Origin of the sequence: Psychrobacillus sp. FSL W7-1493 (assembly GCF_038004905.1) — a bacterium.
Taxonomy (GTDB): Bacteria; Bacillota; Bacilli; order Bacillales_A; family Planococcaceae; genus Psychrobacillus.
In genome coordinates this window covers 201,607-223,365 of the sequence record NZ_JBBOSB010000001.1, presented here as the reverse complement: position 1 = coordinate 223,365, position 21,759 = coordinate 201,607, and the positions used below count along the sequence as shown (strand labels likewise).

Genomic DNA, 21,759 nt, shown 5'->3' with positions numbered 1-21,759 from the left:
GTTACCTCCATTTACTGTCTAAAATAAACAAGTATAGCAGCCAGTAGAACAAGAACGACTAAAATTGACGTATCCTTCTTTCTCCACTCAAGCTTGCGATATCTAGTCCTTCCTTCTCCACCTTTATAGCCGCGAACCTCCATAGCTGTTGCTAAATCTTCTGCTCGCTTAAATGCACTCACAAATAGTGGAATGAGCAGCGGTACAATAGCATTCATGCGCTGCTTCATACTTCCCGACGTCATATCCGACCCTCTAGCCATCTGTGCTTTCATAATCTTGTCGGTTTCATCCATAAGTGTTGGGATGAACCTTAAAGAGATTGACATCATAAGCGCTAATTCATGCACTGGGAGCTTCCATTTCTTTAGGGGATTCAGAAGTATCTCTAAAGCATCTGTAATCGATATAGGGGTTGTAGTGAGCGTTAGAATGGACGTTAGTATAACAAGGACGAAGAAACGAATAGATATGAATATCCCTTGCTTCAAGCCTTCTTCATAAATCTTTATAAACTTCCATTCGAAAATAATAGCGCCCTCTCGGGTAAATATCATGTGCAGCAGGAACGTAAAGATAATTAGAAAAACGACCGGCTTTAATCCATTGATTAAAAAGTATAATCTAATTTTGGACATACGAATGATTAAAAAAGTAAATAACACTAATATCCCATATGTAATCCAGTTATTTGCGATGAAAACTACTGCAATAAAAAGAAAAACAAAGATTAGTTTAGCTCGAGCGTCTAAACGATGGATAAACGAATCTCCCGGAATATATCTTCCAAAAATCATTTTTTCTAACATTCATCCTCACACCCTTCCTTTAACAGGTGTGCCAATTCTTTCGCTAACACTTCCTCCGTTAAGCAGAGGTTCGGTAGCCTTTTACCCATCATTTGTTCTAGCTTCCGCTGAAACTTTACTGTTTGAGGTAGCTCTAGCCGGTAGTCCTTTAATTGAGTTTCATTTTGAAATATTTCTTCTGGAGTTCCTTGAACTACACATTTTCCTTTATGCATAATTGCTATTTGATCTGCATATCTAGCTGCATCCTCCATGCTGTGCGTTACGAGGATGGTCGTGAGCCCCGTCTCTTGATGGATTTGATAGAAGAGGTCCATAATCTCTTTCCGGCCTCTAGGATCAAGTCCTGCAGTAGGCTCGTCTAACACAAGGACATCTGGGTTCATTGCCAGAACCCCAGCTATAGCAACTCGTCTCATTTGGCCTCCTGACAGATCAAATGGAGACTTATCCATGACTTCATCTGGTAGACCTAATAGTCGAATTAATTCGATGGCCCGTACTTTGGCTTCTGCCTCTGGTATTCCGTAATTCATCGGCCCAAACATAATATCTTTCAGAACCGTCTCATCGAATAATTGGTGCTCTGGAAATTGAAAAACAATGCCTACCTTTTGTCTGACTGAGCGTAGCTGCTTATTTTTCTTGTCTGCCTTCACTTCTACGTTTCCTATGTTAACTATGCCTTCCGTAGGCTTTAACAATGCATTCAAGTGCTGTAATACAGTTGATTTGCCCGACCCTGTATGCCCTATAATTGCTTGATAAGAGCCAGATGAAATATGCATGTTTACGTTAAAAAGGGCTCTCTTTTCAAAGGGCGTATCTTTTGCATAAGCGTAGCTTACTTGTTGAAGTATGATGTCCATAAATCATTCACCAACTCTTCTTCTGTCATATGTTCTGCAGTTAGGGATATCCCTTCAGCTTTTAGGAGCTTGGACATTTTCATGGCGAAAGGTAGATCTAAACCTAAATCCACCAATTCTTGACCGCGTTCAAAAATCCCTTTAGGAGTATCTTCCTCATACTTTTCCCCTTGGTTCATCATTATTACTCTATCCGCAAGCAATGTTTCCTCTAAATCATGGGTGATGGAGATAACAGTTAAATCTGTTTCATCTCTTAACTGTCTGACAGTCGTTAACACCTCTTCCTTTCCTTGCGGGTCTAACATAGAGGTTGCTTCGTCTAACAGTAAGATTCGAGGTTGCATCGCAATAGCGCCTGCTATCGCCACTCTTTGCTTCTGACCGCCGGATAGATGATGAGGTTCGCTATTCATAAAATCTTGCATATTGACCTTTGCTAGCGAATGTCTAACTCGTTCTACCATTTCCTCAAAGGGGATTCCGTTATTCTCAAGGGCAAATGCTACATCATCCTGAACAGTAGCCCCGACGAATTGGTTATCAGGATTTTGAAAAACCATCCCCATTTTCGATCTTGTTTCCCAAAGATTGTCTTGTGACAAGGAGTCACCAAAAACACGTACTGTTCCCTCCTGAGGAAATAGAAGACCATTCATTAGTCGGGCTAACGTCGATTTACCAGAACCATTATGACCTACAATGGCGACCCATTCACCTTCCTTAATAGAAAATGATACATTATGTATAGCTGGCCGTATAATAGACTCCTCTTCAGCATATGTAAAAGTTACATTCTGTAAGGATATAATTTCTTTTTTCAACCACTTAACCTCCCTTAACTAAACTCTGCTCGGCTTAACTCTATCCTAACAAATTTTATGGACAAATTAAAAAAGCGCGCACCTCATTTGGAGAAATGCGCTCTTCTATAACTTATTTCTTGACTGGTTGCTCAAGACCAGTCAGAAAATGAGGTGCGTAGAGCTAGACGAGACGCCACTAATGAAAGTCCGCTCATCATAACACTCTGCTTTTATAATGTCGTATAAATCTGTTTGAAAAAAGAAGAGGGTGGTAGCAACACCAACATCCCTCTTCAGCTTTGGATTTTAATTTAGCAATCGATCAAACGACTGATCCATTAAATTAAACTAACTCAATTACTACAACTGGTGCTCCGTCTCCGCGACGAGGTCCAACTTTCATAATACGAGTGTAACCGCCTTGGCGATCTGCATAACGTGGTGCAACATCATCAAACAATTTTTGCAAAGCAAAAGTTGTTGATTCTTCGCCTTCTTCGTTTGTAGTAGTAACTACTTCACGACGAATATAAGCAGCTGCTTGACGACGAGCATGCAAGTCTCCGCGTTTACCTAAAGTGATCATTTTTTCAACAACAGAACGTAATTCTTTTGCACGTGCTTCAGTTGTTTGAAGACGCTCATGAATAATTAGATCAGTCGTTAAGTCACGTAACATCGCTTTACGTTGAGAACTTGTACGTCCAAGTTTTCTGTAACCCATGGATGTTTCCCTCCTTTGGTGAATATTCATATCTAGCTATATCAAAATTCGCTTAGTCTTCTTTACGTAATCCTAAGCCAAGCTCATCTAACTTAGCTCTTACTTCTTCTAAAGATTTACGTCCAAGGTTTCTTACTTTCATCATGTCGTCTTCTGACTTGCTAGCTAGCTCAAGTACTGTATTAATACCTGCGCGCTTCAAGCAGTTATAAGAACGAACAGAAAGATCAAGTTCTTCAATAGTCATCTCTAAAACTTTTTCTTTTTGATCTTCTTCTTTTTCGACCATGATTTCAGCAGTTTGTGCCTCATCTGTCATCCCTACAAAAATGTTCAAGTGCTCTGTTAGTATTTTTGCTCCAAGAGAAATCGCCTCTTTTGGACCGGTGCTGCCATCTGTCCACACATCAAGAGTTAATTTATCGTAGTTAGACATTTGCCCAACACGAGTGTTTTCCACTTGAAAATTAACGCGTGAAACTGGAGTATAAATAGAGTCGATCGGGATTACGCCGATAGGAAGATCCTCACGTTTGTTTTGATCAGCAGGAGTGTAGCCACGGCCTCTCCCTGCGTACATACGCATACGGAAATGACCATTTTTGCCGATTGTAGCAATATAAAGCTCAGGATTTAAAATCTCCACGTCGCTGTCATGAGTAATGTCAGCTGCTGTAATCGTTCCTTCTCCTTTAACATCTATCTCTATGACTTTTTCTTCATCAGAGTAGATTTTAAGAGCTAGCTTTTTCACATTCATAATAATAGATGCTACATCTTCCACAACGCCTTCAATAGTTGAAAACTCGTGTAAAACGCCATCGATTTGAATAGAAGTAACTGCAGCTCCTGGTAAAGAAGACAGAAGGATACGACGTAAAGAATTACCCAAAGTATTTCCATAGCCACGTTCAAGCGGTTCTACAACAAATTTACCAAATTTGGCACTTTCGCTGATTTCTACACTTTCAATCTTTGGTTTTTCAATTTCGATCATTCCAATTTACCCTCCCTCAAAACATCGAATGTATAGGTTCTTTCCATCATGAATTCGATCGTTTAACTGATTGCTGTGTTGCACAACCTCAGTCTGTACAATAAATGATGTTCTCAAACATATTGAGGATCACCTATTAAACGCGACGACGTTTTGGTGGACGGCAACCATTATGTGGTACTGGTGTTACGTCTTTAATTGCTGTAACTTCTAGACCTGCAGCTTGTAGTGCGCGGATTGCCGCTTCACGACCAGCACCAGGACCTTTTACAGTTACTTCTAAAGTTTTTAAACCATGTTCCATTGAAGTTTTAGCAGCAGTTTCAGCAGCCATTTGTGCAGCGAATGGAGTAGATTTACGAGAACCTCTGAATCCAAGAGCTCCAGCACTTGACCAAGAAATTGCATTACCTTGCATGTCTGTTATAGTCACAATAGTGTTGTTAAATGTTGAGCGAATGTGAGCAATACCGGATTCGATATTCTTTTTCACACGACGCTTACGTGTTTGTTGTTTACGTGCCATGTTAAGAAGAAACCTCCTTTACCGATTATTTTTTCTTGTTAGCTACTGTTTTACGTGGACCTTTACGAGTACGAGCATTGTTCTTCGTGTTTTGTCCGCGTACTGGTAAGCCGCGACGATGACGGATTCCTCGGAATGAACCGATTTCCATCAGACGTTTAATGTTTAGTGATACTTCACGACGAAGGTCACCTTCTACTTTGTATACACCGATTTGTTCACGGATTTTGTTAAGCTCGTCTTCAGTTAAATCACGAACGCGAGTCTCTTCAGAGATCCCAGCTTCCGCTAGTACTTTTTGTGACGTAGTTTTACCAATTCCGAAAATATATGTTAATGCAATAACAACGCGTTTATCGCGTGGAATGTCAACACCAGCAATACGTGCCATATGTGTCGTGCACCTCCTTCTTATTATCCTTGTCTTTGTTTGTGTTTAGGATTTTCACAGATTACCATTACTTTACCGCGTCGGCGAATTACTTTACATTTTTCGCAGATCGGCTTCACAGATGGTCTCACTTTCATCTAACCCAACCTCCTTAGTAGTCCGGAGTGCAAAAGATTTATTTAAAACGGTACGTGATACGACCGCGAGTTAAATCGTAAGGAGAAAGTTCAATTGTGACTTTATCTCCAGGTAAAATGCGGATAAAGTGCATACGAATTTTACCCGATACATGCGCAAGTATCGTATGACCGTTTTCTAATTCTACCTTAAACATCGCGTTTGGCAAAGTCTCAACAACTGTTCCTTCGACTTCAATTACATCATCTTTCGCCATCAACCCTGTCTCCCTTCTATATACAAATCAGGTTCTCAACAATAATCAAACGTAATTTGCTGTAGTATAGCCTCAAAATAAACGAAACTATTCGTTTTAAGCATATGTTTGGAAATCATGAGAGATGTTCGAAAGACACTCGTAAGGTTTCGTTTAACGCAATCCACCGAGTAGACTGACTGGTAGAAACCTGTCTCCCTCATGTCAACATGTTCGTACGAATGTGTTGGATGAGTTCCATAGTACCCGTTCGATTAATGCTTTCCACGAAACCCATTATACCCTTTCAGAAATCAAAATGCACGTGGACTAGGGGGTCCTCGCTGTTAACACATTTTAAAATCATCCAGTTCGTATACCGGGCGCAATATGCTTTTGCAGCTCTCGAAAAAAACGTTTACGTTCTTTGCATACTACCCGGATATTCAGTCGTCTGCGACGGGCACCGGGCTTTAGATGCGGTTGCCCTGTAACAGAGCATCGATGTCAGCAAATACTACTTTAATATCCTGCTGGCCATCTAAATTACTTAAAACACCTTTGTTCTCATAAAAATCAAGCAAAGGTTGTGTTTGCTTCATATTTACTTCCAGACGGTTCGTCACCGTTTCGGGATTATCGTCCGCACGTTGATAAAGCTCTCCTCCATCTTTGTCACAAACACCCTCCTTAGCAGGTGGGTTGAACAGTAGATGATAAGCAGTGCCGCATTCTTTACAAATACGACGACCTGTTAGACGTTTAATCAATTCTTCTTGTTCTACTTGAATATTAAGCACATGCTCAATAGATTTCCCTAGATCCGAAAGTAAAGCATCTAATGCTTCAGCTTGAGGAACCGTACGCGGGAAGCCATCTAATAGGAATCCTTGATCGCAATCTGGTTTACTTAATCTTTCACGAACAATACCAATCGTAACTTCATCGGGTACTAATGCACCTTGATCCATAAACGATTTTGCTTTTAAACCAAGCTCCGTGCCTTCTTTAATAGCTGCACGAAACATGTCGCCTGTAGAAATATGAGGGATTGCGTACTTCTCAACAATTTTATCTGCTTGAGTGCCTTTACCAGCACCAGGCAGACCCATTAAAACGATATTCATACGAAAATGCCCCCCAGGACTATTTGTTGATTTTTAGGAACTCTTATCGTTCCTAAAAACCGACATTATTTCATAAAGCCTTTATAGTGACGTTTAACTAATTGGGATTCTAATTGTTTCATTGTTTCAAGGGCTACCCCAACAATGATAAGCAGACTTGTTCCGCCAATTTGTATCGATTGTGGTAAACCAGCAAACTTTACAAATAATAGAGGCATAATAGAGATTACTGCTAAGAAAATAGCTCCAACAAAAGTTAAACGGTATAAAACGCTTGTTAAGTAATCTTGTGTGTTTATTCCTGGACGAATCCCTGGAATATATGCACCTTGCTTTTTCAAGTTATCTGCTACATTTTCCGGATTCACCTGAATGAATGCGTAGAAATAAGTAAAGGCAGCTATCAAAGCAACATAGATGATCATACCAACTGGCTGTGTGTAATCTAGCGTGTTTCTAATAAATTCTGTTGTTTTGTTTTCACCAAAGAACAAAATGATAGACTGCGGAGCCATAAGGAACGCAGATGCAAAGATTACTGGGATAACTCCCGCAGCGTTAACTTTTAAAGGTAAATGTGTTTGTTGGCCTCCAGTTTGTGAAGAACCAGCAACACGTTTTGCATATTGAATAGGAATTTTACGCAACGCTTGTTGAATATAAATAACTCCTACTGTAACAGCAATGATTGCCAATAAAAGCAAGATGATAATCACGATGTTGATGAATAATGCATCACCAGCATCTTGGATTTGTTGAGCATACAATTGGTTAACTCCGTTAGGGATAGCAGCAACGATACCTGCAAAGATAATGACAGAAATACCATTACCAACGCCTGAAGCAGTGATTTGTTCACCTAACCACATTAAAAATGCAGTACCGGCAGTTAATACAACCGCAATAGTTAGATACGTTAGAATACCATCGTCTTTTATCAAAGAACCACTATACATTTGGTTGAAACCGTATGACATGGCGATCGCTTGGATAAAAGCTAACACAATTGTGAAGTATCGAGTGAATTGAGCAAGTTTCCGTCTTCCGACTTCTCCTTGTTTTGCCCACTCAGTAAACTTCGGAACAACGTCCATTTGTAACAACTGAACGATGATTGATGCCGTAATGTATGGCATGATACCCATTGCTAAAATAGAAAAGTTAGCAAGAGCTCCACCACCGAATGTATTTAAGAAACCGATTAAACCTAGTTCATCTGTTTGCTTTAATACATCTGCATTAACGTGAGGTACTGGAACAAATGTCCCAATACGAAACACGATTAGCATCAATAATGTAAAAATGATTTTATTTCGAATATCTCTCACACGCATAAAGTTGGAGATTGTCTGAAACATTAAACCACCTCTGTTTGTCCGCCAGCATTCTCGATTGCTTCTTTTGCTGTTGCAGAGAATTTGTGAGCTTTTACTGATAGTTTCTTCTCAAGAGTTCCATTACCTAAGATCTTAATACCAGACTTTTCGTTACTCACAACACCTGTTTCTATTAATAGAGCAGGTGTAACTTCTGTGCCTTCTTCGAAACGATTTAATGTGTCAAGGTTTACAATTGCATATTCTTTACGGTTGATGTTAGTAAATCCACGTTTTGGTAAACGACGGAATAAAGGGTTTTGACCCCCTTCAAATCCTGGACGTACTCCTCCGCCTGAACGAGAATTTTGACCTTTATGACCTCTACCTGCAGTTTTACCGTTACCAGAACCGATACCACGACCTACGCGGTTACGTGTAGAACGAGATCCTTCTGCTGGTTTTAACTCATGAAGTTTCATATGGTGGCACCTCCTTATTCTTAAAATAAACCTTAAATTTCTTTCAAAGTTACTAAGTGAGCTACTTTGCCAACCATTCCGCGGATAGCGGCGTTGTCTTGGTGCTCAACTGTTTGATGAAGTTTACGTAATCCAAGAGCTTCTGCTGTTTTGCGTTGATTTGGTTTAGTACCAATCAAGCTTTTAGTAAGGGTGATTTCTAATTTAGTTGCCATTGTAATTTCCCCCCTTATCCTAACAGTTCTTCTACTGATTTACCACGTAATTTAGCAACGTCCTCAGCACGTTTTAGTTGATTTAAACCTTGTACTGTAGCACGAACCATGTTAATTGGTGTGTTAGATCCAAGTGATTTCGATAGAATATCAGTAATACCAGCTAACTCAAGAACCGCACGAACTGGTCCTCCAGCGATAACTCCAGTACCTGGTGCTGCTGGTTTAACTAGAATAGATCCAGCTCCAAAGCGACCAATTACTTGGTGAGGAGTAGTTCCGCCAACTCTTGGTACTTCGATTAGATTTTTCTTCGCATCTTCAACTGCTTTACGGATAGCATCAGGAACCTCTTGAGCTTTCCCAGTACCAAATCCTACATGTCCGTTTTTGTCTCCAACTACTACTAATGCAGTAAAGCGGAAACGACGTCCACCTTTTACAACTTTAGCAACACGATTAATTGTTACTACGCGTTCTTCAAGTTCAAGTTTGTTTGGGTCAATACCACGCATGAAATATGTCCCTCCTTCTTCTTAAAATTCTAAGCCGTTTTCACGTGCAGCTTCAGCTAAAGCTTTAACACGTCCATGATATAAGTAACCGCCACGGTCGAATACAACAGATTTAATGTTCTTTTCAGTAGCGCGTTTAGCGATTGTTTCACCGATCAATTTAGCAGCTTCAACGTTTCCAGCTGTTCCATTGAAATCTTTGTCCATAGTTGATGCACTTACGATTGTTACACCTTGTGTATCATCGATAAGTTGAGCGTATAAGTGTTTATTAGAACGGAATACATTTAAACGAGGACGTTCAGTAGTACCCGTGATTTTTGTACGAACACGTGCATGACGTTTCTTACGAACTTGATTTTTGTCTTGTTTCGTAATCACAGTAGTCACTCCTTTCTAATGCGCAATGCATTATTTACCTGTTTTACCTTCTTTGCGGCGTACAACTTCACCTTCATAGCGAATACCTTTACCTTTGTAAGGCTCAGGTGGGCGAACTTGACGGATGTTAGATGCTAATGCACCAACGCGTTCTTTGTTAATACCGCGAACGATAATTTTTGTATTAGAAGGAACTTCAACTTCAAGTCCATCTTCAGGAGTGAATTCAACTGGATGAGAGTACCCTACGTTAAGTACAAGTTTCTTACCTTGTAATTGTGCACGGTAACCAACCCCAACTAATTCAAGTCCACGTGCAAATCCTTCAGAAACACCAGTAATCATGTTTGCTAATAAAGCACGAGTTGTGCCATGGATTGTACGGTGTTCTTTAGAATCTGAAGGACGAACTAAAGTAATAACATTACCTTCTTGTTCAATCTTGATATCTTGGTTAAAAGAATTTGTTAATTCACCTTTTGGTCCTTTAACGATCACAGAGTTATCAGCGTTAACTGTAACTGTAACGTTAGCAGGAACCTCTATTGGTTTTTTACCTACTCGAGACATTTTGTTGCACCTCCATTCGTTTGTTGATTATTACCAAACGTAAGCTACGATTTCTCCGCCAACTTGTTTAGCGCGAGCTTCTTTATCTGTTAATAAACCATTTGAAGTAGAAACTAAAGCAATTCCTAAACCGTTCAATACTCTAGGTACTTCGTTTGTTTTAGCGTAAACGCGTAGACCAGGTTTTGAAATACGTTTCAAACCAGTAATAACGCGCTCGTCATTTTGACCATATTTTAAGAAGATGCGGATGATTCCTTGTTTGCTATCTTCTACATATTCAACATCACGTACGAAACCTTCGCGTTTTAAAATTTCAGCGATTTCCTTTTTCATGTTTGAAGCAGGAACTTCTAATTTCTCGTGACGAACCATGTTAGCATTACGAATGCGTGTTAGCATATCTGCAATTGGATCTGACATTGTCATTACATTTACCTCCTTCCCAGTTATAGGGGATTACCAGCTTGCTTTTTTAACGCCAGGAATTTGTCCCTTGTATGCAAGTTCACGGAAACAAATACGGCAAAGCTTAAATTTACGATATACAGAGTGCGGACGACCACAACGCTCGCAGCGTGTGTACTCTTGCACTTTGAACTTTGACGTACGTTGTTGTTTAACGATCATTGATTTTTTAGCCACGTTTTCGCCTCCCTTATTTTACTTTTGGAATGGCATACCGAACTGTGTTAATAACTCACGAGCTTCTTCGTCAGAGTTCGCAGTTGTTACAATTACGATGTCCATACCGCGTACTTTCGAAACTTTATCATAATCGATTTCAGGGAAGATTAATTGCTCTTTTACTCCTAGAGTGTAGTTACCGCGACCGTCGAATGCTTTTTTAGAAACACCGCGGAAGTCACGTACACGAGGAAGTGAGATAGAGATTAATTTATCCAAAAAGTCGTACATACGCTCACCACGTAGAGTAACTTTTGCACCGATTGGCATACCTTCACGTAGACGGAATCCAGCGATCGATTTTTTAGCTTTCGTAACTACAGGTTTTTGACCTGAAATAATTTGTAATTCTTCAACAGCAGCATCAAGTGCTTTTGTATTAGATACAGCATCACCCACACCCATGTTGATAACAATTTTATCAACTTGAGGAACTTGCATTACTGAACTATATTCAAACTTGCTCATTAGAGCAGGAGAAACTTCCTTAAGATACTTTTCTTTTAGGCGGTTCATGTGTGTACCTCCTTTCTCTTTACTTATTTAATAATTTCACCAGATTTTTTCGCAACACGAACTTTTTTGCCATCTTCTACTTTATAACCTACGCGAGTCGGCTCGCCAGTTTTAGGGTCGATTAACATAACATTCGATACGTGAATTGCAGCCTCTTGGCTTACAATTCCTCCTTGCGGATTAGCTTGGTTGGGCTTAATGTGTTTTTTGATGATGTTTACACCTTCAACTAAAACACGGTCTTTCTTAGGGTAAGCAGTTAGGATAACACCTGTTTTCCCTTTGTCTTTACCTGAGATCACCATTACTTTGTCGCCTTTTTTAACATGCATTCTGTCGCACCTCCTTGATTGGCACTTTCATGATAATTAAAGAACTTCTGGAGCTAAAGATACGATTTTCATGAAGTTGCTGTCACGTAGTTCACGCGCAACAGGTCCGAAAATACGAGTTCCACGCGGTCCTTTATCGTCTTTGATAATAACGCACGCGTTTTCATCAAATTTGATATAAGTTCCGTCTTTACGGCGTACGCCGCTTTTAGTGCGAACGATAACAGCTTTAACTACGTCACCCTTCTTGACAACGCCACCTGGTGTTGCTTTCTTAACTGTACATACGACGATATCGCCGATATTAGCAGTTTTACGTCCAGTACCACCAAGTACTTTTATTGTTAAAACTTCACGTGCACCTGAGTTGTCTGCAACTTTCATACGAGTTTCTTGTTGGATCACTTAGGTTACCTCCCTCCGGAAATTAGTAGTTCCGAATTTATTATTAGATAATAACCGCTTTTTCTACAACTTCCAATAAACGGAAACGTTTTGTAGCTGATAGCGGACGAGTTTCCATAATACGGACGATATCGCCGATTTGGGCTACGTTTTGCTCATCATGAGCCTTAAATTTCTTAGAATATTTAACACGTTTACCGTATAATTTATGTTTTTTATGTGTTTCAACTAAAACAGTGATTGTTTTATCCATTTTGTCAGAAACTACACGGCCAGTGTATACTTTGCGTTGATTACGCTCAGTCATGCCTGAAAACCTCCTTTATCAGTTGTTTGCACTGATTTCTCTTTCGCGAATTACAGTTTTCATACGTGCAATCGCTTTACGAACTTCACGAATGCGAGCTGTGTTTTCTAATTGACCAGTCGCCAATTGGAAGCGAAGGTTGAAAAGCTCTTCTTTCAGTGATTTTACCTTTTGTTCTATTTCTGCAGTAGTAAGTTCACGGATGTCATTAGCTTTCATTAGATTCACCACCAATTTCTTGACGTTTAACTATTTTACACTTAATAGGAAGCTTATGAGACGCTAAGCGCAATGCTTCGCGAGCTACCTCTTCAGATACGCCAGCAATTTCAAACATAATTTTCCCTGGTTTAACGACTGCTACCCAACCTTCAGGAGCACCTTTACCGGATCCCATACGAACCTCAAGAGGCTTTTTCGTATAAGGTTTATGCGGGAATATTTTAATCCATACTTTACCGCCACGTTTCATGTAACGTGTCATAGCAATACGAGCTGATTCAATTTGACGACTTGTAATCCAGCTAGCTTCAGTTGCTTGTAAACCAAATTCACCGAAAGCTATTTCTTTACCGCCTTTTGCTTCACCACGCATTTTCCCACGGTGTTCGCGACGATATTTAACGCGTTTAGGCATTAACATATTATTTGCCTCCTTCCTCAGAGTTCTTCTTAACTGGAAGGACTTCACCACGATAGATCCATACTTTAACGCCTAACTTACCATAAGTTGTGTCAGCTTCAGCATGTGCATAATCAATATCTGCACGTAGTGTATGAAGTGGTACAGTTCCTTCGCTGTAATGTTCAGCACGCGCGATGTCTGCTCCGCCTAAGCGTCCAGATACTTGAGTTTTAATACCTTTAGCGCCAGAACGCATTGTGCGTTGAATTGCTTGTTTTTGAGCACGACGGAAAGATACGCGGCCTTCTAATTGACGTGCGATACTTTCTGCTACTAATTTAGCATCAAGGTCAGCTCTTTTAATTTCTACGATGTTGATGTGTACACGCTTGCCAGTGATATCGTTTAAGTGTTTACGAAGTGCTTCGACTTCAGTACCACCTTTACCGATTACCATTCCTGGTTTCGCAGTGTGAATTGTAATGTTTACACGTTTAGCAGCACGCTCGATTTCTACTGTAGAAACAGATGCATCTTTTAAACGAGTTTCAATGTACTTACGAATTTTTAAATCTTCATGAAGTAAGTTTGCATAGTCTTTGCCAGCGTACCATCTTGACTCCCAGTCACGAATGATCCCAACTCGCAATCCTATTGGATGAACTTTTTGACCCACGAATTATCCCTCCTTCTTCTCAGATACCACTACCGTGATGTGGCTTGTACGTTTGTTGATAGCACTTGCACGACCCATCGCACGTGGACGGAAACGTTTTAGTGTTGGACCTTCATCAACAAATACTTCAGAAACAACTAGGTTGTTAATATCTAAATCATAATTGTGCTCTGCGTTCGCAATAGCAGATTTTAAAACTTTCTCAACAACAGGTGATGCTGCTTTTGGTGTAAGTTGTAAAATTGCAACTGCCTCGCCAACTTGCTTACCTCTGATTAAATCAACGACTAATCTTACCTTACGAGGAGCAATGCGCACTGTTTTAGCAATAGCTTTTGCTTGTGACATTTGAATGACCTCCTCTCAAATTAGCGTCTTGTTTTCTTATCATCTGCACCATGACTTTTATAAGCGCGTGTTGGTGCAAACTCGCCTAGTTTATGACCTACCATATCCTCAGTCACGTATACAGGAACATGTTTACGTCCGTCATATACAGCGATAGTTAACCCGATAAAAGTTGGGAAAATTGTTGAACGGCGAGACCAAGTCTTAATCACTTGTTTTTTCTCAGAATCCTTTTGTGCATCGACCTTTTTCAATAAATGATCGTCTGCGAAAGGTCCTTTTTTCAAGCTACGACCCATGCTGAAACCTCCCTCCGTGATTGCACCACGGCTCGTTCTTTGAACCGTAGTAAAACCACTTTATTTTTTACGACGACGAATGATAAGTTTGTCGGATTTGTTTTTCTTGCTACGAGTTTTGTATCCAAGAGTTGGTTTACCCCATGGAGACATTGGAGACTTACGTCCGATTGGAGTACGTCCTTCACCACCACCATGTGGATGGTCGTTCGGGTTCATTACAGATCCACGTACAGTTGGGCGTTTACCTAACCAACGATTACGACCTGCTTTACCGATGTTTACAAGTTCGTGTTGTTCGTTTCCTACTTCACCGATAGTAGCGCGGCAAACTCCTAGGATTAAACGTACTTCACCAGATTGTAAACGTACGATAACGTACTTACCTTCTTTACCTAGTAATTGAGCAGATGTACCAGCAGAACGAACTAACTGACCACCTTTACCAGGTTTCATTTCGATATTATGGATAGTAGTACCCATAGGGATGTTTTGCAATGGAAGTGCATTACCTGCTTTAATATCAGCTTCTGGTCCTGACACGATTGTCATTCCCACTTCTAAGCCTTTAGGAGCTAGGATATAGCGTTTTTCCCCATCAGCATAATTTACTAATGCGATGTTTGCAGAACGGTTTGGATCATATTCAATAGTAGCAACACGTGCTGGAATACCGTCTTTGTTTCGTTTGAAATCAATTACGCGGTATTGGCGTTTGTGTCCACCACCATGATGACGAACAGTAATTTTACCTTGATTGTTACGGCCGCCTTTACGCTTAACAGGAGCAAGTAGTGATTTCTCAGGCTTGTTCGTTGTGATTTCAGCGTAATCAAGTGAAGTCATGTTACGACGTCCGTTTGTCGTTGGTTTATACTTTCTAATCGCCATTTTATTCCCTCCTTCTTGATTATTAATTCCTTATATAAGGATTAAATTTCGAATAACTCGATTTCTTTGCTGTCTTGAGTTAATGTAACAATCGCTTTACGACGTTTGTTAGTATAACCACCAAATTTACCTACGCGTTTGAATTTACCTTTGTAGTTCATGATGTTAACTTTCTCAACATCTACTCCAAAGATTTCTTCTACTGCATATTTAACTTGAGTTTTGTTAGCGCGAGTGTCCACTTCGAAAGTGTACTTTTTATCTGCCATTACTTCAGAAGAACGCTCGGTAATGACCGGACGTTTAATAATATCACGTGCTTCCATTATCCAAGCACCTCCTCTACTTTTTCTACTGCAGCTTTAGTCATCACTAATTTATCGTGACCAACTAAATCTAAAACGTTAATGCCTGTTGCAGACACAACTGTGATTCCAGGGATGTTACGAGCAGCTAATGCTACGTTTTCATCTAAATCAGCAGTTACTACTAACGCTTTTTTATTGATTGAAAGGTTAGTTAACACTTTCACGAATTCTTTTGTTTTTGGAGCATCAAATGCTAAACCTTCAAGTACTACAATGCTTTCTTCACGCACTTTAGATGAAAGAGCTGAAAGAAGAGCTAGACGACGTACTTTCTTAGGTAATTTATAGCTATAGCTACGTGGAACTGGACCGAATACAGTACCACCACCACGCCATTGTGGAGAGCGGATCGAACCTTGACGAGCACGACCTGTTCCTTTTTGCTTCCATGGTTTACGACCACCACCAGCTACTTCAGAACGATTTTTCACTTTATGATTACCTTGACGTAGTGAAGCACGTTGAGAAATGATAGCTTCAAATAGCACAGATTCGTTTGGTTCAATTCCGAAAACTTTATCGTTTAACTCGATTTCACCAACAGAAGATCCTGCTTGATTGAATAAAGACACCTTTGTCATTCCTGTTTCCTCCTTTCTTCAGAGAATTATTTCGATTTAATAGCAGCCTTAACAACTACTAGTGATTTACGAGAACCAGGAACATTACCTTTTACTAATAGTAGGTTACGTTCAGCATCCACTCTTACGATTTGTAAGTTTTGGATTGTTACTGTGTGCCCACCCATTTGACCAGGTAATTTCTTTTGTTTGAATACACGGTTCGGAGCAACTGGCCCCATTGAACCTGGACGACGGTGGTAACGAGATCCATGGGCCATTGGTCCACGAGATTGTCCGTGGCGTTTAATAACACCTTGGAAACCTTTACCTTTAGTAATACCTGTTACATCAATTACATCGCCTTCTGCAAAACTTTCTACGTTGACTTCTTGACCAACCTCGTAATTAGCTGTATCCAAGCCGCGGAATTCGCGGATGAAGCGCTTAGGAGCGGTGCTAGCTTTGGCTACGTGTCCTTTAGCTGGTTTGTTAGAAAGCTTTTCGCGCTTATCTTCAAAACCTAACTGAATTGCTTCGTATCCGTCTGTCTCAGCAGTTTTCTTTTGAAGTACTACGTTTGGAGTAGCTTCAATAACTGTTACAGGGATTAAGTCACCGTTCTCAGCAAATACTTGCGTCATACCGATTTTTCTACCTAAGATTCCTTTGGTCATCCGTCACACCTCCTATAATAATTTGTTGTTTTTTATCTTTTACCATTAAAGTTTGATTTCTATATCAACGCCAGATGGTAAGTCAAGCTTCATTAACGCATCAACAGTTTGTGGTGTTGGGTTAACGATATCGATAAGACGTTTATGCGTACGCATTTCGAATTGCTCACGAGAATCTTTATACTTATGAACAGCACGAAGAATCGTATACACAGATCTTTCAGTCGGAAGTGGAATCGGACCCGATACACTTGCACCTGAACGTTTAGCAGTTTCTACAATTTTCTCAGCAGATTGATCCAGGATTCTGTGATCATACGCTTTTAAACGAATACGAATTTTTTGTTTTGCCATTATTTTCCCTCCTTTTCGCCTATTTTCTAGACATTCTCCACGAAAATTTTCCGTACACTCGCCATGGCAAAGCGGCCGGGTGTGTCGGTAACCTCTCGTTTCATCGCAGTCAAAGACCAACATTCAACATTATATCCAATAAAAATAGAATATGCAAGTCTTTTTCTCAAATTCTTTTTATATGCTTCAACTTTATATATATTCATTTAAACAATACATTTTTTAGCCGTTTTCTAGTATATAAAATTATCACTAAAAATACAAATGAAATGAATGGTAGAAATTCCTTTATCCCTTGTTCCACAAGTGTCATCATGCAAGAGACAAATTACCTTCTTCTATTCAAAAGAAAAAGAGCTCACTAAGGAGCTCTCTCTTCTATAGTATATATACAATTCCAAACCAACCAAAAATGATTAACGGGATATTGTAGCAAATGAACGTAGGCACACAAGTATCCCAAATATGATTGTGCTGACCGTCTACACTTAATCCCGCGGTCGGACCCAGCGTTGAATCAGATGCGGGGGAGCCGGCATCTCCTAATGCACCAGCTGTTCCTACCAGGGCTATAATCGCCATAGTACTTAATCCTAACTCTAATCCTAGAGGAACAAAAATAGCTGCAATGATAGGAATAGTTGCAAACGAAGATCCTATGCCCATTGTTACGATTAACCCAATGACTAACATAATGAGTACGGCTAAGCTGACGTTACCTGCAAGCAACTCCGCTGAAGCTTCTACTAAATTTTCTACATCACCAGTTGCATTGATCACAGAAGCAAACCCATTTGCTGTAATCATGACAAAACCTACAAAAGCCATCATTCTCATACCTTCAGTTAATAGGAGGTCCGCTTCCTTCCATTTTAAAGCTCCTGTGATATACAGTACAGTAATACCCGCTAAAGCCCCAGCTATCATTGAGTCTGTTTCAATCTGAACATACAAGGCAGCAATCAATGAAATAATAGTGAAAAATACACTACTCTTTTTAACGTTCAATTGTAATTCCTCTACAGCAACTTCCTGTTGTTTGTATTGTCTTGGCTTTCTATATAATACAAACGCCATAACTAATCCTGCCACCATTCCTAGCGCCGGTATTACCATTGCTCGAGGAATATCATCTAAATTGATTGCTAGACCAGATAGCCCCATCTGAGTAGCCACGATCTCTTGGTAGATTGCACCGAAACCATATGGCAACAACATGTATGGTGTAATCAATCCAAACGCTAAAATAGTTGCAATCAATCTACGGTCAATCTGAAGCATATTTAGTACTTTCAAAATTGGCGGAACTAATAATGGGATAAATGCGATATGGATTGGTATTAAATTTTGCGAGAATATAGCCATCATCAGTAATAACAAGAATATTAACGTCTTAGCTAGACCAGTCTTCTGGGAATCTCCTTCTCTTTTTACAAGCTTGAGAATAGCTGCTACTAATAGCTCTGGTATTCCTGTCTTGGAGATAGCCACCGCAAAGCCTCCTAAAAGCCCGTAGCTAAGCGCTATTGTAGCTCCAGCACCTAATCCATCCGTGAACGCTTTTATTGTATCTGCGACCGATAAGCCTGCTGTGAGGCCCCCTACCAATGCTCCTATAATCAATGAGAATACTACATTTATACGAAGTAGACTCAGAACTAACATAACTGCAACTGCAATTAGTACTGCATTCATTTTACACACTCACTTTCACACACTAGATTGCTAACATGATAGAAGTTTATATTCTTTTTTCCATATTGTCAATAGAATAAACTATGCCAATAGTTAACATCCAAGCATTTTACAGTGGCCCACTAGCTTCTATATAAAAAAAGCCTGACTTCCAATTGGAAACCAAGCTTTTTCTTTTTCTTTATAAAGCAGCTTTAACTACTTTTCGATAGTACCCTGCAGAAAGAATTGCAAAGATAGAGTATAGAACAATATATATACCCATCGTGATCAATAGTGGAGCTACCAACTCGGTGCCAAACAAAACCCACCCCGATTTTACTGCAAAATAACTGTGTGCTAACCCTATGATTAATGGAAAGCCGAAGTTGAACAGCTGCTTACGTCGGATCCCACTCATAATTTCATTAGTAGTGAAGCCCATTTTTCGTAAAACTTTATAGGTACCTTTCTCTTCATCCGCCTCAGACATTTGCTTGAAGTACAGAATACTACCCGTAGCTATTAAAAACGCTAAGCCTAAAAATCCACTTATAAAAATAGTCATTCCAAGTGAATCTAACATCTTTATACGATAATCTTCCTGAGATTCTACACTGACTGTGTTTGTTGCTCGGTCATTACCTGGAATAGGTATTTCCACTGACACTTTATTTGCTTCAAATACTTCTTGTGCCTTTATTAGTTGATTTTCTTCCTTCAAGTCCATACCAACTATTTTTTGATTCACAGTAAGAGGGTCATTAAGTAGCTTTTGAAAAAAAGAATCGGACACTACAACTGTAAATAAACCATAATTATGATAATCAGGTACTAACCGATCTTCTATCACTTCTTTAATAAATATTTCCTCTTTACCTGTTGAAGTATTGAACTGGATTGGTTTTTGTGATTCTATTCTTATGTTTTCTGCACTCAAACTATCATAACCCAGTATATAGCCTTCCCCTTCTTGTAATTGAATATTAGGAAGCTTATTTTGAATCGCCTTTAGGCTTACAACCTGTATACCTAGCTCGGTGGATAAATTTTTATTTAATGCAGACTCCTTGACTAATAATGGGCGAACATCTGCTGGAACCTCTAGTAAATCTATATCATACCTGGTATATTGAATACCTTCTTTATCAAATTCCTCTACCAATTCGAAGCCAGTATCCTCATACATTATATAATCATAAGGTACTGCCTCTTTTGCCACTGAGTCCGTGGAATAGTAAGAGATATAGGTTAATGTTAATATTGCTAGCGTAGTCGCTGACAATACTGTAATAGTAGTCAGAGACATGGCATTGGCTTTCATTCGGTGCATGATTGTGGATAAAGACAATACATCTTGAATAGACAGTAAACCTTTTTTACTTTTTCTTACAAAATTTAAGATTAATGCTACCGAGAATCGAAATACAAAATAGGTTCCGCCAATCGTTAAAGCAAGGATAGAAACCATTTTGAATAACAGTACATTAGCAGATGGTAAGTTATCCAAATCTAACAGTGTCGTCGATAAATAATAGCCATATCCTATAGAAATCAACCCTATAAATCCTAAAAACATCTGAAAGGCATTAAACTTTTTGACTCGCTCGTCTGCGACTGCAGTAGTTGTAATGAGAGCTAGCAGAGTTACTCTTTTGATTCTTATTGCAGTTTGTAGAATAACTATCAATAATAGTACGGAGAAAACAACTACAGTAGTCATTAGTGCTTCTATAGAAAATGAGAGCTCGACAAATGCATCCTTTTCTACTATTTTTAAGAGAATCATTACAAATATTCTTGAGGAAAGTAAACCTACTAATACACCAATGACAATCGCACTGAACCAGAGAATAATGTTCTCTATTGCTATTAGTCTAGCCACTAGGCTCTTGGACATTCCGACTAGCTGGTACAAACCTATTTCCTTGCTCCGTCTGTTCATAAAAAGCTTATTAGCATAGAGTACAAAGAAAGTTACAATAAATAATAATAAATAGGAAGCTGTTTCTAATGCAGCTGCTGATCTTCCAGTCCCGATTTCATTAACGATTGCGGGATTATACTGTAATGTGACAAAGGAATAATATAATGAAACACTGAAGACTAAAGCAAAGACATAAAGATAATAACTCTTTATATTTTTCCTCATACTTCTTAGAACCAATTGATTAAGCGTCATAGCCATCACCACTTAATACACCTTGGGTATTCATAATCTCTTGGAAAAATTGCTTGCGATCCTTATCACCTTTATACAACTCCGAGTATATTTGACCGTCCTTTAGAAATAGAACACGTGAACAAAAGCTCGCAGCTACAGAGTCATGCGTTACCATCATAATCGTAACTTTCTTTTCTTTGTTTATTTTTTCTAGATTACTTAACAACGCCGTAGCCGATTTAGAATCTAAAGCTCCAGTGGGCTCGTCTGCAAATACAATTGAAGGATTACCAACTAGTGCTCTTGCCGCCGATGTTCGTTGCTTTTGACCACCAGATATCTCATTAGGATATTTGTTTAAAATATCTTCAATTCCTAACAGAGTTGTAATCTCCCTTATCTTTTCCTCCCCCTCGCTCTTAGAGGATTTTCCTACAGATAATGGTAGATAAATATTTTCTTTAACTGTTAGTGTATCCAACAAATTATAATCCTGAAAGATAAAACCTAACTGTTCTCTTCTAAATTTGGAAAGCTTCTGTTCTTTCATTTTTTGAAGATTATTATTGTTAATCTCGATTAATCCAGATGTAACTTTATCAATGGAAGCTAAGACATTTAATAGCGTTGTTTTCCCTGAACCCGAAGGTCCCATAATTCCAACAAACTCTCCTTCTCGAACTTCTATGTCAATATCCTTTAATACTTCTTGAGTATTAGATTTTTTACCAAATACTTTTTTAATCTTGCGACCTCTTAAAATTACCATGGTCTA

35 protein-coding genes are annotated in these 21,759 nt (G+C 39.3%); all 35 read right to left on the bottom strand.

Going from position 1 to position 21,759, the window contains the following annotated elements; translation table 11 throughout:
* Positions 1-11: 11 nt before the first annotated feature.
* Positions 12-809 (bottom strand): energy-coupling factor transporter transmembrane component T family protein, encoded by a 798-nt coding sequence (locus MKX96_RS01150; protein WP_169359345.1) that lies wholly within the window; start codon positions 807-809, stop codon positions 12-14.
* Positions 803-1,678, bottom strand: coding sequence for an energy-coupling factor ABC transporter ATP-binding protein (locus MKX96_RS01145; RefSeq protein WP_340881399.1), 876 nt, complete (start codon positions 1,676-1,678; stop codon positions 803-805). The genes MKX96_RS01150 and MKX96_RS01145 overlap by 7 nt, the downstream gene beginning before the upstream one ends.
* Entirely contained in the window at positions 1,654-2,502 is an 849-nt protein-coding gene (locus MKX96_RS01140; protein WP_340881397.1) for an energy-coupling factor ABC transporter ATP-binding protein, read from the bottom strand. Before MKX96_RS01140 ends, MKX96_RS01145 begins: the two co-directional genes overlap by 25 nt.
* A gap of 325 nt (positions 2,503-2,827) precedes the next feature.
* Positions 2,828-3,208: a 50S ribosomal protein L17 gene (gene rplQ / locus MKX96_RS01135; RefSeq protein WP_169359348.1), complete on the bottom strand. Its 381-nt coding sequence runs from the start codon at positions 3,206-3,208 to the stop codon at positions 2,828-2,830.
* A gap of 52 nt (positions 3,209-3,260) precedes the next feature.
* A complete protein-coding gene (locus MKX96_RS01130) occupies positions 3,261-4,205 on the bottom strand; it encodes a DNA-directed RNA polymerase subunit alpha (RefSeq protein ID WP_169359349.1) in 945 nt (314 codons plus the stop codon).
* A 136-nt stretch (positions 4,206-4,341) separates the two neighbouring features.
* Positions 4,342-4,731 carry a 30S ribosomal protein S11 gene (rpsK, locus tag MKX96_RS01125; RefSeq protein ID WP_169359350.1) on the bottom strand — a complete coding sequence of 130 codons (390 nt, stop codon included), beginning with the start codon at positions 4,729-4,731 and terminating at the stop codon, positions 4,342-4,344.
* Between the two features lie 25 nt (positions 4,732-4,756).
* On the bottom strand, positions 4,757-5,122 hold the full coding sequence (rpsM, locus tag MKX96_RS01120; RefSeq protein ID WP_090567879.1) for a 30S ribosomal protein S13: 366 nt from the start codon (positions 5,120-5,122) through the stop codon (positions 4,757-4,759).
* Between the two features lie 23 nt (positions 5,123-5,145).
* Positions 5,146-5,259, bottom strand: a complete 114-nt coding sequence (gene rpmJ / locus MKX96_RS01115) for a 50S ribosomal protein L36 (protein WP_003247619.1) — start codon at positions 5,257-5,259, stop codon at positions 5,146-5,148.
* Between the two features lie 38 nt (positions 5,260-5,297).
* On the bottom strand, positions 5,298-5,516 hold the full coding sequence (gene infA / locus MKX96_RS01110) for a translation initiation factor IF-1 (protein WP_016429904.1): 219 nt from the start codon (positions 5,514-5,516) through the stop codon (positions 5,298-5,300).
* A 452-nt stretch (positions 5,517-5,968) separates the two neighbouring features.
* Positions 5,969-6,622 (bottom strand): adenylate kinase, encoded by a 654-nt coding sequence (locus tag MKX96_RS01105; RefSeq protein ID WP_169359351.1) that lies wholly within the window; start codon positions 6,620-6,622, stop codon positions 5,969-5,971.
* Positions 6,623-6,687: 65 nt separating this feature from the next.
* Positions 6,688-7,980: a preprotein translocase subunit SecY gene (gene secY / locus MKX96_RS01100; protein ID WP_169359352.1), complete on the bottom strand. Its 1,293-nt coding sequence runs from the start codon at positions 7,978-7,980 to the stop codon at positions 6,688-6,690.
* Positions 7,980-8,420, bottom strand: coding sequence for a 50S ribosomal protein L15 (gene rplO / locus MKX96_RS01095; RefSeq protein ID WP_169359353.1), 441 nt, complete (start codon positions 8,418-8,420; stop codon positions 7,980-7,982). The genes secY and rplO overlap by 1 nt, the downstream gene beginning before the upstream one ends.
* A gap of 32 nt (positions 8,421-8,452) precedes the next feature.
* Positions 8,453-8,635, bottom strand: coding sequence for a 50S ribosomal protein L30 (gene rpmD, locus MKX96_RS01090; RefSeq protein ID WP_142538201.1), 183 nt, complete (start codon positions 8,633-8,635; stop codon positions 8,453-8,455).
* Between the two features lie 14 nt (positions 8,636-8,649).
* On the bottom strand, positions 8,650-9,150 hold the full coding sequence (gene rpsE, locus MKX96_RS01085; RefSeq protein WP_144541001.1) for a 30S ribosomal protein S5: 501 nt from the start codon (positions 9,148-9,150) through the stop codon (positions 8,650-8,652).
* 21 nt (positions 9,151-9,171) lie between these two features.
* A complete protein-coding gene (gene rplR, locus MKX96_RS01080) occupies positions 9,172-9,531 on the bottom strand; it encodes a 50S ribosomal protein L18 (protein ID WP_169359354.1) in 360 nt (119 codons plus the stop codon).
* A 30-nt stretch (positions 9,532-9,561) separates the two neighbouring features.
* Positions 9,562-10,101: a 50S ribosomal protein L6 gene (gene rplF, locus MKX96_RS01075; protein WP_298472514.1), complete on the bottom strand. Its 540-nt coding sequence runs from the start codon at positions 10,099-10,101 to the stop codon at positions 9,562-9,564.
* A 30-nt stretch (positions 10,102-10,131) separates the two neighbouring features.
* Positions 10,132-10,530 carry a 30S ribosomal protein S8 gene (rpsH, locus tag MKX96_RS01070; protein WP_169359356.1) on the bottom strand — a complete coding sequence of 133 codons (399 nt, stop codon included), beginning with the start codon at positions 10,528-10,530 and terminating at the stop codon, positions 10,132-10,134.
* Positions 10,531-10,560: 30 nt separating this feature from the next.
* Entirely contained in the window at positions 10,561-10,746 is a 186-nt protein-coding gene (rpsN, locus tag MKX96_RS01065; protein ID WP_169359357.1) for a 30S ribosomal protein S14, read from the bottom strand.
* An 18-nt stretch (positions 10,747-10,764) separates the two neighbouring features.
* The gene (rplE, locus tag MKX96_RS01060) at positions 10,765-11,304 is read right to left on the bottom strand and encodes a 50S ribosomal protein L5 (protein ID WP_169359358.1); all 540 of its coding nucleotides are present in this window, start codon (positions 11,302-11,304) and stop codon (positions 10,765-10,767) included.
* Positions 11,305-11,327: 23 nt separating this feature from the next.
* Positions 11,328-11,636, bottom strand: coding sequence for a 50S ribosomal protein L24 (rplX, locus tag MKX96_RS01055; protein WP_169359359.1), 309 nt, complete (start codon positions 11,634-11,636; stop codon positions 11,328-11,330).
* A gap of 36 nt (positions 11,637-11,672) precedes the next feature.
* Positions 11,673-12,041 (bottom strand): 50S ribosomal protein L14, encoded by a 369-nt coding sequence (gene rplN / locus MKX96_RS01050; RefSeq protein ID WP_053591327.1) that lies wholly within the window; start codon positions 12,039-12,041, stop codon positions 11,673-11,675.
* Positions 12,042-12,084: 43 nt separating this feature from the next.
* Positions 12,085-12,348, bottom strand: a complete 264-nt coding sequence (gene rpsQ, locus MKX96_RS01045) for a 30S ribosomal protein S17 (protein ID WP_169359360.1) — start codon at positions 12,346-12,348, stop codon at positions 12,085-12,087.
* 18 nt (positions 12,349-12,366) lie between these two features.
* Positions 12,367-12,567 (bottom strand): 50S ribosomal protein L29, encoded by a 201-nt coding sequence (rpmC, locus tag MKX96_RS01040; RefSeq protein WP_053591325.1) that lies wholly within the window; start codon positions 12,565-12,567, stop codon positions 12,367-12,369.
* On the bottom strand, positions 12,557-12,991 hold the full coding sequence (gene rplP, locus MKX96_RS01035; protein ID WP_144540987.1) for a 50S ribosomal protein L16: 435 nt from the start codon (positions 12,989-12,991) through the stop codon (positions 12,557-12,559). Before rplP ends, rpmC begins: the two co-directional genes overlap by 11 nt.
* Position 12,992: 1 nt before the next feature.
* Positions 12,993-13,649: a 30S ribosomal protein S3 gene (gene rpsC / locus MKX96_RS01030; protein WP_169359361.1), complete on the bottom strand. Its 657-nt coding sequence runs from the start codon at positions 13,647-13,649 to the stop codon at positions 12,993-12,995.
* A 3-nt stretch (positions 13,650-13,652) separates the two neighbouring features.
* A complete protein-coding gene (gene rplV, locus MKX96_RS01025) occupies positions 13,653-13,997 on the bottom strand; it encodes a 50S ribosomal protein L22 (protein ID WP_144540983.1) in 345 nt (114 codons plus the stop codon).
* 20 nt (positions 13,998-14,017) lie between these two features.
* On the bottom strand, positions 14,018-14,296 hold the full coding sequence (gene rpsS, locus MKX96_RS01020; protein WP_090567829.1) for a 30S ribosomal protein S19: 279 nt from the start codon (positions 14,294-14,296) through the stop codon (positions 14,018-14,020).
* Positions 14,297-14,356: 60 nt separating this feature from the next.
* Positions 14,357-15,187, bottom strand: coding sequence for a 50S ribosomal protein L2 (rplB, locus tag MKX96_RS01015; RefSeq protein ID WP_169359362.1), 831 nt, complete (start codon positions 15,185-15,187; stop codon positions 14,357-14,359).
* Between the two features lie 41 nt (positions 15,188-15,228).
* On the bottom strand, positions 15,229-15,513 hold the full coding sequence (gene rplW, locus MKX96_RS01010) for a 50S ribosomal protein L23 (RefSeq protein WP_144512677.1): 285 nt from the start codon (positions 15,511-15,513) through the stop codon (positions 15,229-15,231).
* A complete protein-coding gene (gene rplD / locus MKX96_RS01005; protein WP_169359364.1) occupies positions 15,513-16,136 on the bottom strand; it encodes a 50S ribosomal protein L4 in 624 nt (207 codons plus the stop codon). Before rplD ends, rplW begins: the two co-directional genes overlap by 1 nt.
* Before the next feature lie 26 nt (positions 16,137-16,162).
* A complete protein-coding gene (rplC, locus tag MKX96_RS01000) occupies positions 16,163-16,792 on the bottom strand; it encodes a 50S ribosomal protein L3 (protein WP_144540976.1) in 630 nt (209 codons plus the stop codon).
* A gap of 45 nt (positions 16,793-16,837) precedes the next feature.
* The gene (gene rpsJ / locus MKX96_RS00995; RefSeq protein ID WP_042478628.1) at positions 16,838-17,146 is read right to left on the bottom strand and encodes a 30S ribosomal protein S10; all 309 of its coding nucleotides are present in this window, start codon (positions 17,144-17,146) and stop codon (positions 16,838-16,840) included.
* 378 nt (positions 17,147-17,524) lie between these two features.
* Positions 17,525-18,841: a Na+/H+ antiporter family protein gene (locus MKX96_RS00990; RefSeq protein ID WP_340881386.1), complete on the bottom strand. Its 1,317-nt coding sequence runs from the start codon at positions 18,839-18,841 to the stop codon at positions 17,525-17,527.
* A gap of 181 nt (positions 18,842-19,022) precedes the next feature.
* Positions 19,023-21,002 carry an ABC transporter permease gene (locus MKX96_RS00985; RefSeq protein ID WP_340881384.1) on the bottom strand — a complete coding sequence of 660 codons (1,980 nt, stop codon included), beginning with the start codon at positions 21,000-21,002 and terminating at the stop codon, positions 19,023-19,025.
* Complete coding sequence (locus tag MKX96_RS00980) at positions 20,992-21,753, bottom strand: ABC transporter ATP-binding protein (RefSeq protein WP_340881381.1); 762 nt, start codon at positions 21,751-21,753, stop codon at positions 20,992-20,994. The genes MKX96_RS00985 and MKX96_RS00980 overlap by 11 nt, the downstream gene beginning before the upstream one ends.
* Positions 21,754-21,759: the final 6 nt, after the last annotated feature.